This is a genomic window from Rhodanobacter ginsengisoli (genome assembly GCF_042657065.1).
Taxonomy (GTDB): domain Bacteria; phylum Pseudomonadota; class Gammaproteobacteria; order Xanthomonadales; family Rhodanobacteraceae; genus Rhodanobacter; species Rhodanobacter ginsengisoli.
Window position 1 is genome coordinate 985,869 of the sequence record NZ_JBHSNF010000001.1, and the last position, 13,481, is coordinate 999,349.

The window sequence follows — 13,481 nt, forward strand, 5'->3', positions numbered from 1 at the left end:
ACGCGGCGCAGGAATCGAAAAGCATGAAATTTTCCGAGAACTGGCTGCGCGAGCTGGTCGACATCAAGGCCGACCGTGCCGCCCTGGCGCATGCGTTGACCATGGCCGGGCTGGAAGTGGAAGAGCTGACCGTGCTTGGCGAAGGCCTGGACGGCGTGGTGGTGGCCGAGATCGTGGCCGCCGAGAAGCATCCGGAAGCCGATCGCCTGCAGGTGTGCAGGGTCGATGCAGGGCAGGGCGAGTTGCTGCAGATCGTCTGTGGTGCGCCGAACGCGCGGGTCGGCATCAAGGTGCCGCTGGCGAGGGTGGGGGCGAGCCTGCCCGGCGGCATCGCGATCAAGGCAGCCAGGCTGCGTGGGGTGGAGTCGTTCGGCATGCTGTGCTCGGCGAAGGAGCTGGGCGTGGATGCCGATGCGTCCGGCCTGCTTGAGCTGCCGGCCGATGCCCCGGTCGGCCAGCCGCTGGCCGACTGCCTCGGGCTGCCCGATGCCAGCTTCGAGTTGAAGCTCACTCCGAACCGTCCCGACTGCCTGGGCCTGTTCGGGCTGGCGCATGATGTGGCGGCCCTGTTCGGCAGCGCAGTGAACCTGCCGGAACAGGCCGCGGTGGGGGTCACCGGTACGACGCGTCGTGGCATCCGGCTGGAGGCCGGCAAGGACGCTCCGCGCTATCTGGGCCGTATCGTCGAGGGGATCGACCCGTCGGCACGCACTCCGCTATGGCTGGCCGAGCGCCTGCGCCGCTCGGGCCTGCGTCCGATCAGTGCGGTGGTCGATGTCACCAACTACGTGATGCTGGAACTGGGCCAGCCGCTGCATGCGTTCGACAACGACGCCCTGCAGGGCGACATCGTGGTCCGTCATGCCCGCAGCGGCGAGACGCTGAAACTGCTCGATGGCAGCGAGGCCCGGCTCGACGAGGGTTTCGTGCTGGTTGCCGACGAGCACAAGCCGCTGGCCGTGGCCGGCGTGATGGGCGGTTTCGATTCGCGCGTCGGCGATGACACGCGCAACATCTTTCTCGAAGCCGCGCACTTCGCACCGGCCGCGATCATGGGCCGCTCGCGCAAGCTCGGCCTGCATACCGATGCCTCGCATCGCTTCGAGCGCGGGGTCGATCCGCAGTTGCCGCAGCGGGCGCTGGAACGCGCCACCGAGCTGCTGCTGGCGATCGCCGGCGGCAGCGCCGGCCCGGTCCTGCGGGCGGAAAACCCCGCCGACCTGACCTTGCCCGCGGCGGTCGGTCTGCGTCGGGCCCGGCTTCAGCGGGTGCTGGGTGTGAGCGTGGCCGATGCCGAAGTGAAGCGCATCTTCACCGCGCTGGGCATGCGGGTCGAGGACAGCGCCGAGGGCTGGCAGATCACCGCGCCCAGCAGCCGCTTCGACATCGAGCGCGAGGAAGACCTGATCGAGGAAGTGGCGCGCATCTTCGGTTACGACAATATCCCCACGGCGACACCGGCCGGTGCGTTGGCCCTGGTGATCGAGCCGGAAGCGCGCATCAACGAACTGGCGTTGCGCGAGCAACTGGCGGCGCGCGGCTACTACGAGGCGGTGAATCTGTCCTTCGTCGCAGCACCTCTGCTGACCAGCTGGGGCTTCACCGAGCGGCTGGTGCCGCTGGCCAACCCCTTGTCGGCCGATCTGGCGGTGATGCGACCTTCCTTGTTGCCCGGGTTGATCGAAGCGCTGCGGCATAACCGCGCCCGTCAGCAGGAGCGCGTGCGCCTGTTCGAGGTGGCGCGGGTATTCCAGCAAGGCGCATCCCCGTGCGAAGAGCCGGCCAGCCCGGGCCGGACGTCGCAACAAGCGGGCAACCCGCCCGTGGAGACGCCCAGCCTTGCCATCGTCGCCTGCGGCAACGCGCGCGCCGAGCAATGGGGTGAGTCCGCGCGGACGCTGGATTTCCATGATCTGAAGGGCGACCTCGATGCCCTGATCGCCTGGGGTGGCGAGCCGCAGCGCTGGTCGGTGCATGCCGACGGCCTGCCGGGCTGGCTGCACCCGGGCCGCGGCGCGCGCGTGGCGCGCGACGGCGAGACGGTGGGCTATCTCGGTGCATTGCACCCGCAACTGGCCCGGACGCTCGATCTGGGGGCCGACGTGCATGTGCTGGAGCTGGCGCTGGAACCCGTGCTGGCGCGGCGCCTGCCCCGGGTCCGCGCCGTGCCGCGGTTTCCCGCCGTGCGGCGCGACATTGCGCTGGATCTGCCCGAAACGGTCAGTTGGTCACGGATCGAGCAACTTGTTCGCGTCACGCTGGGCGAGCGATTGAAGGAATTGCGGCTGTTCGACCGTTACAGTGGCAAAGGCGTCGAAGCAAGTCGAAAAAGTCTCGCTATGGGCTTGATTTTGCAGGATGCTTCACGCACCCTTACAGATGAGGACGCGGATCTCTGCGTGCGCGAAGCGGTGGCCGTGTTGGAGCAGACATGCAAGGCGAAGTTGCGAGGATGAGATGGCTCTGACCAAGGCGGAAATGGCCGAGCGGCTTTTCCTCGACGTGGGCCTCAACAAGCGTGAGGCCAAGGAATTCGTGGATGCCTATTTCGAGGTGGTTCGCGAAGCACTCGAAAACGGTGAGCAGGTAAAGTTGTCGGGTTTCGGCAATTTCGATCTGCGGCTGAAGAATCAGCGACCCGGGCGCAACCCCAAGACCGGGGAGGAGATTCCGATCTCCGCCCGGCGCGTGGTGACCTTCCGGCCGGGACAGAAACTCAAGGTAAGAGTCGAGGGCTATGCTGGATCAAGGGAATAACACCGAACTCCCCGCCATCCCGGCGAAGCGCTACTTCACCATCGGTGAGGTCGGCGAGCTGTGCGGCGTGAAGCCCCACGTGCTGCGCTACTGGGAACAGGAATTCCCCGCACTCAATCCGGTCAAGCGTCGCGGCAACCGCCGTTACTACCAGCGTCACGACGTGCTGATGATCCGCCAGATCCGTTCGCTGTTGTATGACGAGGGATTCACCATCACCGGTGCGCGGGCGCGACTGGAAGGCCCGCAGGCGCGGATGGAAGCCAGCATTTCGCACCAGATCGTGCGTCAGGTGCGACTGGAGCTGGAAGAAGTACTGACCCTGCTGCGTCGCTGAGTACGCAAGGATCACAAATGGCTTCCGGCGCCACCCGGTCAGCTGCTAGACTTCCCGACTTGCTGATCGTCGGGGCGTAGCGCAGCCTGGTAGCGCATCTGCCTGGGGGGCAGAGGGTCGTCGGTTCGAATCCGGCCGCCCCGACCAATTCAGCATCCAGAAAAAGCGCCCTTGGGCGCTTTTTTGTTAGGGCACGGGGAACCAGGGCAAAACCGCGATGTGCTTGCCGTTCCCCGCCCTCAGTACAGCACGCGACTGCGCAGGGTGCCGGGTATCGCCGCCAGCTGATCCTTGAGCGCATTCGCCTGGCGGGTGTCGGCGCTGACGTCGATCACCACGTAGCCGACTTCGCTGTCGGTCTGCAGGAACTGCGCGTCGATATTGATGTTGCCGGCGGAAAACAGCTCGTTGATGCGCGACAGCGTACCCGGCACATTGCGATGGATGTGCAGCAGGCGGCGGCTGTTCGGGTGCTCGGGCAGGGTGACCTCGGGGAAGTTGACCGCCGACAGGGTGGAGCCGTTGTCGCTGTAGCGGATCAGCTTGCTGGCCACCTCGATGCCGATGTTGTCCTGCGCCTCCAGCGTGCTGCCGCCGATGTGCGGGGTCAGGATGACGTTGTCCATCCCGACCAGCGGGGACACGAAGGCATCGTCGTTGCCCTTCGGCTCGACCGGGAAGACGTCCACGGCAGCCCCCGCCAGATGGCCCTCGCGCAAGGCCGTGGCCAATGCGTCGATATCGACCACGCTGCCGCGCGAGGCATTGATCAGCATGGCGCCGGGACGCATCCTGGCCAGCTGCGCCTGTTTGATCATCATCTGCGTGGCCGGGGTTTCGGGCACATGCAGGGTGACCACGTCGGCACGTTCCAGCAATTCGTCCAGGCTCGACACCGCGCGTGCATTGCCCAGCGACAGCTTGGTTTCGATGTCGTGGAAGATCACCCGCATGCCGAGGCTCTCGGCCAGCACGCCGACCTGGGTGCCGATGTGGCCATAGCCGACGATGCCGAGCACCTTGTCGCGCGTTTCGAAGCTGCCGCTGGCCGACTTGGTCCAGCCGCCGCGATGGCACAGGGCGTTCTTCTGCGGGATCCCGCGCAACAGCATGATCGCCTCGGCGATCACCAGCTCGGCCACGCTGCGCGTGTTGGAATACGGTGCGTTGAACACCGGCACGCCGAGCTTCCGCGCGGTGGACAGATCCACCTGGTTGGTGCCGATGCAGAAACAGCCGATCGCGATCAGCCGCTTGGCCTGTGCCAGTACCTCGCCGTTGAGCTGGGTGCGCGAGCGGATGCCGACGATATGCGCATCGCTGATGCGTCGCTTGAGCTCGTCTTCTGGCAGCGACTTCGCATGCAGTTCGACCTGGCTGTAGCCGGCACGATGGAAATTCTCGACCGCACTGGCACTCACTCCCTCCAGCAGCAATACCTTGATGTCTTGGCGGGGGTAGGAGGTCTGCATCGCGTCGGCCTGGGCAGGAAGTAGGAATCGCTACTATGCCAGAGACGAAAGCGCTTTGCGGCGCTGCAGCACTGGACGCGGAATGATGCGGCTGGCAGGCTGTGGGGATGCCCCCGGAGCCAAGCATGTCCGATACCCGCCTCGCCGAATTGTCCCGCCGGTTGCCCGACCTGCGCCTGCTCACATCGCCGGGCGATCTGGAACATTACGGCCGCGACTGGACCCGGCGCTGGACGCCGGCGCCGCTGGCGATCGCGCTCCCGGCCAGCGTGGAGGAAGTGCAGGCGATCGTGCGCTGGGCCAACGAGCAGCAGGTGGCGATCGTGCCTTCCGGTGGTCGCACCGGCCTGTCCGGCGGCGCCGTGGCCGCCAGCGGCGAGCTGGTGCTGAGTCTGGAGCGGATGAACCGCGTGCTGGATTTCAACGCCGTCGACCGCACCCTGACCGTCCAGCCCGGCATCGCGCTGCAGTCGGTGCATGATGCCGCCCGCAGCCACGAGCTGGTCTATCCGGTCGATTTCGCCGCCCGCGGCTCGTGCTCGATCGGCGGAAATATCGCCACCAATGCCGGCGGTATCCGGGTGATCCGCTACGGCAACACGCGCGAATGGATCGCGGCGCTGAAGGTGGTTGCCGGCAACGGCGAGCTGCTGGAACTCAACCGCGGACTGATCAAGAACTCCAGCGGCTACGATTTCCGCCAGTTGATGATCGGTTCGGAAGGCACTCTGGGCATCGTGGTGGAGGCCACCCTGAGGCTCACCGACCCGGCGCCGCCGTCCCAGGTGATGCTGCTGGCGCTGCCGGACATGGATGCGCTGATGCAGGTGTTCGCACTGTTCCGCGTGAGGCTCGGGCTGCAGGCGTTCGAGTTCTTCACCGACCGCGCGTTGAAGCACGTGCTGGCGCATGGCGCCCAGCGGGCGTTCGACGGGGACCATCCGTACTACGTGGTGACCGAGTTCGACGCGGCCGACGAGCCGGCGCAGGAAGCGGCGCTGGATGCATTCGGGCAGGCGCTGGAGCAGGGCTGGGTCAGCGATGGCGTGATCGCGCAAAGCGAAGCACAGGCGGCAGCGCTGTGGCGGCTGCGCGAAGGCATCACCGAAAGCCTGGCGCCGCGGCAGCCGTACAAGAACGACGTGTCGGTGAGGATCAGTGCCGTGCCGGCATTTCTGCACGAGATGCAGGCGCTGCTGACACGCGAGTATCCACAGGTCGAGGTGGTCTGGTTCGGCCATATCGGCGACGGCAACCTGCATATCAACGTGCTCAAGCCCGACGGCGTGGATGACGCGGCCTTCATCGCCCAGTGCGAGCATGTGACGAAGCTGCTGGCCGCCACGCTGCAGCGCCACGGTGGCAGCATCTCGGCCGAGCACGGCATCGGACTGGTCAAGCGCGATTACCTGGAGAGCACGCGCAGCGCAGCGGAGATCGCGCTGATGCGGGGTGTGAAGCAGGTGTTCGATCCCGGCGGCATCCTCAATCCGGGTAAGCTGCTCGGCTGAGACCATCCGCCATGCGAAGAGGTGTGTCGATGCGATGCAAGCGAGTGCGTGCAGGCGTGGCCGCAGGTATCTTCCTTTTTGCCGGCGCCGGCTCGGCGCTTGCCGCGGCGGTGGCTCCGCCGACCCCGGTGGACTGGGTCGATCCCTACATCGGCACGGCTGGCAGCGGTTCCGAATACGGCGGCACCATGCCGCTGGTGACCACCCCGTTCGGCATGACCAACTGGACGGCGCAAACGCGCCAGAACCGTGTCAGCGTCAGCTCCTACAACTACGCCGACAAGCACATCCAGGGCTTCATCGGGACGCACCAGGCGGCGATCTGGATGGGCGATTACGGCTACGTCACGCTGATGCCGGAGCTCGATGCGACCAAGTACGCGCCGGAGGCACGTCAGCTGCCGTTTGCACGCAGCGACGAGGTGGCCACGCCGTACTACTACGCGGTCACGATGGATGCCGGCAACGGACGTCACATCCGTACCGAGATCACGTCCACCGACCATTGCGGCTACCTGCGTTTCGGCTTTCCGGCCCGCTCGAGGGCCAGCGTGCTGATCGAGGCGACCCGCCCCGGGATCGACGGCTATGTGGAAATCGACGCCGACCGGCACGAGATCCGCGGCTACAACCCGGATCGCCAGGACGCCGATCTCGGGCCTCTGAAGTTGCCCCATTTCAGGGGCTATTTCGTGGTGCGCTTCAAGCAGCCGTTCTCGGCCGGCACGGTGTACGAGGGGGTGCTGCAGTGGCCGGGCAAGACCAAGGTCCAGGGGAAGAATGCAGGCGCCTTCGTCTCGTTCGATACCGCCTCGGGCGAGCCTGTCGAGGCGCAGGTCGGCACTTCGTTCATCAGTCTCGCGCAGGCCCAGGCCAATCTCGACGCCGAGCTGCCCGGGTGGAATTTCGACGCCACCCGCGACGCACTCAGGCGGACGTGGAACCGCAAGCTCGGCATGGCCAAGGTCGAGGGGGCCGATCCGTCCCGGCGACACATTTTCTACACCGCGCTCTATCACGCGCTGCTGTATCCGCGCCTGCTGTCCGAGCACGGTCGCTACTACAGCGCCTTCGACGACAAGGTGCATGACGGCGTGTCCTACACCGACTACTCGATCTGGGACACCTTCCGTGCCGAGAACAGCCTGCTCACCCTGTTCGCGCCCGAGCGCATCGGCGGCATGGTGCAGGCGCTGTTGCAGGACTATCGCGAAGGCGGCTGGATGCCAAAATGGCCCAACCCGTCCTACACCAACATCATGATCGGCACGCATGCCGATTCGCTGGTGGCGGAGGCCATCGGCAAGGGCTTCACCGGCTTCGACCGGGAGCTCGCTTACGCGGCCGTGCACAAGGACGCCAGCGTGCCGCCCGACGGTGACACTTCACGACGCTGGTTCGATCGCGAACCGGGCACGCCTTACGAGGCGCGCGCCGGCCTCGGCTATGCCAAGACGCTCGGCTACATTCCCGCCGACAAGGTGTCCGAATCGGCCTCGAGCACGCTGGAGGAGTCCTACGACGATTACGCGGTGGCGCTGGTGGCCCGCGCCACCGGCCACGCGCAGGACGCCGCGCGCTTCATGAAGCGTTCGCTGGATTACCGCAAGCTGTTCAATCCGGCGCGCGGCTTCATGCAGGCGCGCCTGGCCGACGGCAGTTGGGCTTCGCCCGCGGAGGGATGGACCGAGGGGGACCAGTGGGTCTATCTGTTTGCGGCCCTGCACGACATCCCCGGTACGGTGGCGCTGCTGGGTGGCCCGAAGGCCGCCGAGGCCCGGCTCGACGAGCACTTTGCCGGTGGCCACAACCACCACGACAACGAGCCCAGCCATCACTACGGTTACCTCTACGACTTCGTCGGCGCGCCGTGGAAGACCCAGGCGCGCGTGCATGAGCTGGCCCGGGACGCGTACTCGGACACGCCCGCCGGCATCCTCGGCAACGAGGACTGCGGCCAGATGTCCGCCTGGTATGTGTTCACCGCGCTGGGTTTCTATCCGGTCAATCCGGCGTCGGCCGAGTACATGATCGGCAGCCCGCTGTTCGGCCGGGTCACGCTGGCGCTGGGCAACGGCAAGACGTTCACGGTGATCGCCTCCCACCGCGCTGCCGGCAACATCTACATCCAGTCGGCCACGCTCGACGGCCGGCCGCTGACGGCCCCGGTGATCCGCTACGACCAGATCATGGCGGGCGGCACGCTGGAGTTCGTGATGGGGCCGCGGCCGTCCCACTGGGCCAGCGACTGGCGGCCGCGCGATGCGGCCCGTTGAGCCCGTACCGCCGGCACCGCGCTTTCGCCTGTCCGGCGATGCCGCTACGATGGTGGATTCACCAAGCACAGCCAGGAGTCGTCGATGAATCAGGCGCTGGAGCCGCGTCGCGCGTTGTATCCCGACATCGAACCGTATGACAGCGGCTTTCTGAAAGTTTCGGATCTGCACACGCTGTACTACGAGCAGAGCGGCAACCCCGACGGCAAGCCGGTGGTGTTCCTGCACGGAGGGCCGGGTGGCGGCACCAACGGGAAATGCCGGCGCTTCTTCGATCCGGCGATCTACCGCATCGTGCTGTTCGATCAGCGCGGTTGCGGCAAGTCCACCCCGCATGCGGAACTGGCCGACAACACCACCTGGGATCTGGTGGCCGACATCGAGCGTCTGCGCGGGCACCTGGCGATCGACCGCTGGCAGGTGTTCGGTGGCTCATGGGGTTCCACCCTGGCACTGGCCTACGCACAGACGCACCCGGACAAGGTGACCGAGCTGGTATTGCGCGGCATCTTCATGCTGCGCCGGTGGGAACTGGAATGGTTCTACCAGAAGGGTTGCGACGCGCTGTATCCGGATGCGTGGGAGACCTATCTCGAGGCGATTCCGGAGCCGGAGCGCGGCGACCTGATGAACGCCTACCATCGACGCCTGACCAGCGATGATCCGAAAACTCGCACGGACGCCGCGCGGGCGTGGTCGGTCTGGGAAGGCGCGACCAGCTTCCTGTGGCAGGACACGTCGCACATGGCTTCCAGTGCCGAAGACGAGTTTGCGCTGGCGTTTGCGCGGATCGAATGCCACTACTTCGTCAACGGCGGTTTCTTCGAACACGACGACCAGCTGCTGCGCAACGTCGAGCGCATCCGTCACATTCCTGCCGTGATCGTGCAGGGCCGGTACGACGTGGTCTGCCCGCTGCGCAGCGCGTGGGATCTGCATCGCGCGTGGCCCGAAGCCGATCTGCACATCGTGCAGGATGCCGGCCACTCGGCGTTCGAGCCGGGCATCATGCACGAGTTGATCAAGGCGACCGACCGCTTCGGCCGCTGAAAGCGGGGAGTGAGGGGGAAGAAATGAGAAACGAGTGAGGGCAGCGTCACTCGTTTCTCACTCCTGTTCACTATTTTTTTTGCTTCAAGAGACCTTGGTACCGAAGATCTTGTCGCCGGCATCGCCCAGGCCGGGCAGGATATAGCCGTGCTCGTTGAGGCGTTCGTCGATGGCGGCGGTGTAGATCTCGATGTCCGGGTGGACCGCTTCGATGCGCTCGAGGCCTTCCGGCGCGGCGACCAGGAACAGTCCCTTGATACGCCGGCAGCCGGCGGCTTTCAGCATGTCGACTGCGGCGATCAGGGTGCCGGCGGTGGCCAGCATCGGGTCGACGATCAGCGCGATGCGCTCGTCCATGCGGCCGCTGAGTTTCTCGTAGTAGGCGACCGGTTGCAGGGTCCGCTCGTCGCGCTGCACACCGACCACGCTGACCTTGGCCGACGGAATCATGTCGAGCACGCCGGGCAGCATGCCCAGTCCGGCGCGCAGGATCGGCACGATGGTGATCTTCTTGCCCTTGATCCGGTGTACCTGCAGCGGCCCGGCCCAGCCCTGGATCGGTTCCTCGACGGTTTCCAGATCCTTGGTGGCCTCATAGGTGAGCAGGGCGGCGACCTCGGAGGCCAGCTCGCGAAATTCCTTGGTACTGATGCCCGCGCGACGCATCAGACCGAGCTTGTGCCGGATCAGCGGGTGGCGGACTTCGACGATCTTCATCGGTGACTGTCTTCAGTGGCAGCGCCAGGCGCGTGACAGTTCCGGAGCTTAGCGAACCGGGGCCGCCCACGCACACCTGCAGGTGTGCGTGGGCGGCGGCCGATGGAGGCGGCCCTTGTTACTGCGCCGGCGGGGCGGCTGCCGTACTGCCTTTCAGGCAAGTGCTCATGAAGGCCTTGCGATCGGCACCCTTGAGCGCCTTGGTCTTCGCCTCGGCATTGCAGCTTTTCATTTTCTCCTGCTGGGCCTGCCTGGCCGACGGCGCGGCAGCGGCACTTCCACCCTTCAGGCAGGAGCTCATGAAGGACTTGCGTTCGGCGCCCTTCTTGCCGGTCGCCTGCTTGTTGCAGTCGATCATGCGTTGTTGCTGGGCGCTATGCGGTTTGGCGGCGGGAGCCGCCGCGCTGGTCTTCGGGGTGGCTGCAAAGGCGGCGCCGGCAAAGGCAAAGGCGGCGCTGACCGCGAGCAGACGTAATGACATCGACATCGTTGAGTCCTCCCTGGGTGACCGGCTGTTGCCGGCGCGGCCAGTCTATGCCGGCTGCGACCGCCGCGGGAGTGGGTGAAACCCGACATGCACGAAGTATTCAGCCGCGGCGGCCTGTCCATCGCCGCCGCGGCTGAAGTGTTCATTCGGGCTGGATCAGGCCGCTTCGGCCTTGGCCTTGCGCGGGCCCTCGAGCAGGGCCTGGCGCACGTTCGCCACGACCAGATCGACTTCGGCACTGGTGACGTTGAAGTGCGGGGTGAAGCGCAGCGAGTTGGTGCCGCCGTGGATCACGCCGATGCCGCGCTCACGCATGTATTCCTCGGTCGAGTCGGCGCCATAGCACTTGTATTCCGGCGCCAGCTCGCAGGAGAACAGCAGGCCGGTCCCCTGCACCTTGGTGATCAGGCCACCCAGCTCGCTCTTCAGCGCATTGAGCTTGTCGACGAATTCCTTGCCGCGCTCGCGGATGTTGTCGCGCACTTCGTCGCTCAGTTCATCCAGCGTGGCCAGCGCCACGTCCAGTGCACGCGGGTTCGCGGTCATCGTGTTGCCGTAGATGCCCTTGCGATACAGCGCCGCGGTGCGCTCGCTGACCGCCAGTACCGACAGCGGATACTGACCGGCGTTGAGTGCCTTGGAAAACGTCTCCATGTCCGGTGCGGGCAGCTTCTCGAAGCCCGGGTAGTCGATCAGCGACAGCACGCCATGCGCGCGCAGGCCGGCCTGGATCGAGTCGACCAGCAGCAGGCTGCCATGGGCTTCGGTCAGCGCGCGGGCGGCCTTGTAGAACTCCGTGGTGACCGCGCGACCGGGATCGCCTTCGCCCATCACCGGCTCCAGGAACATCGCCTCGATGAACCAGCCGTGCTTGTCGGCGTCGGCGAAAGCCGCTTCCAGCTGGGCCACGTCGTAGGGCGCCACGGTCAGCACGCTGTCCTCGTGACGATAGCTGGCCAGGTGCTGCTGGTAGGCCTTGCGCGAGGAGTCGGAATACAGCGCCGGCTTGTCGGTGCGGCCGTGGAACGCGCCCTTGACCACCAGCCGCTTGATCGTGCGCCCGGCGTAGCGCGCGCCCGGATCGGTCATCAGCTTGGCATTGACGTCCGCGATGCGGCAGGCCAGGCCCACCGCTTCGGAACCCGAATTGAGGCACATGTAGCGCTTGTACGGATTGCCGTCGCGGTTGCGGCCCAGCTCACGATCCAGCGCGCGGGTGAAGCGCATCTGGGCGATGCTCGGCGACATCACGTTGGCCATCACCTGCGGCCGGCTCATCGCATCCAGGATGGCTTGCGGGTTGTGGCCGAAACCGAGCATGCCGTAGCCGCCGTTGTCGTGCAGCACGGCGCCCTTGAGCGTGACGATCCACGGGCCGCGCGCTGCGGCCGACAGGTACGGGTTGACCGCGTCGTCGGGATAGAAATTGATGAAACCGGCCTGGACCTGGGCCATCTGCTCGGCTTCGTCGAGCCGGAGGAAATCAGCCATCTCGGCGCGCAGTTCCTGGTGTCGCGCCACCGCTTCGGCAATCGCCTGGCCCAGCAGCGGGTCGTTCGCGGCCAGGCGCTCGATGCTGGCATCGTCCAGGCCCGTGGTTCGCGGTTTGCCACCGAATTCGCGCAGTTCGCGCAGCTGATTGATCACACCCATGACTTCCTCCTCGATTACGTCGGCGCCTCGCACCCAGCGCGAAGCAGGCCGACTCCCTGCGCGTGGGCATCGCCTGCCGGAAACCGCCTGTAGCGGACTGTTTCCGGGGCAATGCACCCTGTCCGGGGCACCGGATCCGGGGAAAGCGCGCAAGAGCATCCCCGAGCATAACGCGGCGGATGGGGTCACCGGTACCCCCTGCATGACGGCTGTCATCCGCGATGGCTGACGACGGCGAATGGAGCAGGGCCCCCGATCTGCCTACGCTGCAAGGCACAGGAGAGCCTTGCCATGAACGATTCAAGCCATGTTGTCGCGCGCCTCGCCGGCGCGATCAAACGCTATGGTCGCCTCACCGCGCTGGAGGGGGTCGACCTGCAGTTGCGTCGGGGCGAACTGCTGGCCCTGCTCGGTCCCAATGGCGCCGGCAAGACCACCGCGATCAGCCTGCTGCTGGGGCTGATCCGCGCCGATGCCGGCATGGTCGAGCTGTTCGGGCAGGACCCGCAGCAGATCACGGCGCGTCGGCGCATCGGCGTGATGCTGCAGCAGGCTGCGCTGCCGCCAACGCTGCGGGTCGGTGAGTTGTTGCGGCTCACCGCCAGCTACTACCCGGCCCCGCGCGCGCTGGCCGAAAGCGCCGAACTGGCCGGGATAGCCGATCTGCTCTTGCGTCCCTACGCCAGGCTGTCCGGTGGCCAGCAGCGCCGCGTGCAGTTTGCGCTGGCGCTGTGCGGCAGGCCCGAACTGCTGTTCCTGGACGAACCCACCGTGGGCATGGACATCGAAACCCGGCAGAAGCTGTGGGCGGCGATCCGCCAGCTGCTGGCAGACGGTTGCTCGGTGCTGCTGACCACGCATTACCTGGAAGAGGCCGAGGCACTGGCCGATCGTGTCTGCGTGATGGCGCGTGGCCGGGTGATCCATGAAGGCACGGTCGATGCGCTGCGGGCGCGGGTGGCGAGCAAGCGCATCCGTTGCATCAGCACCCTGGACACCGACGTCGTGGCTGGCTGGCCGGCGGTCGGCGATGTGCATCGGAGCAATGAACGCCTGCACCTGACCACGGCCCACGCCGAAAGCGTCGTGCGCCGGTTGCTCGATGCCGACCCGCACCTGAGCGAACTGGAAGTGCAGCGCGCCGGACTGGCCGAAGCGTTCACCGAACTTACCCGCGAAGCCGAAGCAGCATCGGCAGCGTCACGGCGTGAGGTGGCCTGA

General features: G+C 66.3%; 11 protein-coding genes and 1 tRNA gene. 8 read left to right on the top strand and 4 right to left on the bottom strand.

The features are described from left to right. Nucleotides 1-23: 23 nt before the first annotated feature. The 4 genes from pheT to ACFPPA_RS04375 all read left to right on the top strand — a co-directional run bounded on the left by pheT (nt 24) and on the right by ACFPPA_RS04375 (nt 3,241). Complete coding sequence (gene pheT / locus ACFPPA_RS04360; RefSeq protein WP_377317611.1) at nt 24-2,456, top strand: phenylalanine--tRNA ligase subunit beta; 2,433 nt, start codon at nt 24-26, stop codon at nt 2,454-2,456. Between the two features lies 1 nt (nt 2,457). Then, on the top strand, nt 2,458-2,757 hold the full coding sequence (ihfA, locus tag ACFPPA_RS04365; RefSeq protein WP_077442396.1) for an integration host factor subunit alpha: 300 nt from the start codon (nt 2,458-2,460) through the stop codon (nt 2,755-2,757). Continuing rightward, complete coding sequence (locus tag ACFPPA_RS04370) at nt 2,738-3,094, top strand: MerR family transcriptional regulator (RefSeq protein ID WP_377317613.1); 357 nt, start codon at nt 2,738-2,740, stop codon at nt 3,092-3,094. The genes ihfA and ACFPPA_RS04370 overlap by 20 nt, the downstream gene beginning before the upstream one ends. Nucleotides 3,095-3,164: 70 nt before the next feature. Continuing rightward, nucleotides 3,165-3,241 (top strand) — tRNA-Pro (locus ACFPPA_RS04375). A 92-nt stretch (nt 3,242-3,333) separates the two neighbouring features. Here the strand turns inward: ACFPPA_RS04375 and serA are convergent. Further along, the gene (serA, locus tag ACFPPA_RS04380; RefSeq protein ID WP_377317615.1) at nt 3,334-4,566 is read right to left on the bottom strand and encodes a phosphoglycerate dehydrogenase; all 1,233 of its coding nucleotides are present in this window, start codon (nt 4,564-4,566) and stop codon (nt 3,334-3,336) included. Nucleotides 4,567-4,691: 125 nt separating this feature from the next. On the opposite strand from serA, the gene ACFPPA_RS04385 reads away from it, so the two are divergent. The 3 genes from ACFPPA_RS04385 to pip all read left to right on the top strand — a co-directional run bounded on the left by ACFPPA_RS04385 (nt 4,692) and on the right by pip (nt 9,403). Next, entirely contained in the window at nt 4,692-6,077 is a 1,386-nt protein-coding gene (locus ACFPPA_RS04385) for an FAD-binding oxidoreductase (RefSeq protein ID WP_377317617.1), read from the top strand. Nucleotides 6,078-6,106: 29 nt separating this feature from the next. Next, complete coding sequence (locus ACFPPA_RS04390; protein WP_377317619.1) at nt 6,107-8,353, top strand: GH92 family glycosyl hydrolase; 2,247 nt, start codon at nt 6,107-6,109, stop codon at nt 8,351-8,353. 84 nt (nt 8,354-8,437) lie between these two features. After that, a complete protein-coding gene (pip, locus tag ACFPPA_RS04395; protein WP_377317621.1) occupies nt 8,438-9,403 on the top strand; it encodes a prolyl aminopeptidase in 966 nt (321 codons plus the stop codon). An 84-nt stretch (nt 9,404-9,487) separates the two neighbouring features. Here the strand turns inward: pip and upp are convergent, their stop codons facing one another. The 3 genes from upp to ACFPPA_RS04410 all read right to left on the bottom strand — a co-directional run bounded on the left by upp (nt 9,488) and on the right by ACFPPA_RS04410 (nt 12,260). Beyond that, complete coding sequence (gene upp, locus ACFPPA_RS04400) at nt 9,488-10,120, bottom strand: uracil phosphoribosyltransferase (protein WP_377317623.1); 633 nt, start codon at nt 10,118-10,120, stop codon at nt 9,488-9,490. 118 nt (nt 10,121-10,238) lie between these two features. After that, a complete protein-coding gene (locus ACFPPA_RS04405) occupies nt 10,239-10,607 on the bottom strand; it encodes a PsiF family protein (protein ID WP_377317625.1) in 369 nt (122 codons plus the stop codon). Between the two features lie 156 nt (nt 10,608-10,763). Continuing rightward, nucleotides 10,764-12,260 carry an aminotransferase class III-fold pyridoxal phosphate-dependent enzyme gene (locus ACFPPA_RS04410; protein WP_377317627.1) on the bottom strand — a complete coding sequence of 499 codons (1,497 nt, stop codon included), beginning with the start codon at nt 12,258-12,260 and terminating at the stop codon, nt 10,764-10,766. Nucleotides 12,261-12,551: 291 nt separating this feature from the next. On the opposite strand from ACFPPA_RS04410, the gene ACFPPA_RS04415 reads away from it, so the two are divergent. Beyond that, entirely contained in the window at nt 12,552-13,481 is a 930-nt protein-coding gene (locus ACFPPA_RS04415) for an ABC transporter ATP-binding protein (RefSeq protein WP_377317629.1), read from the top strand.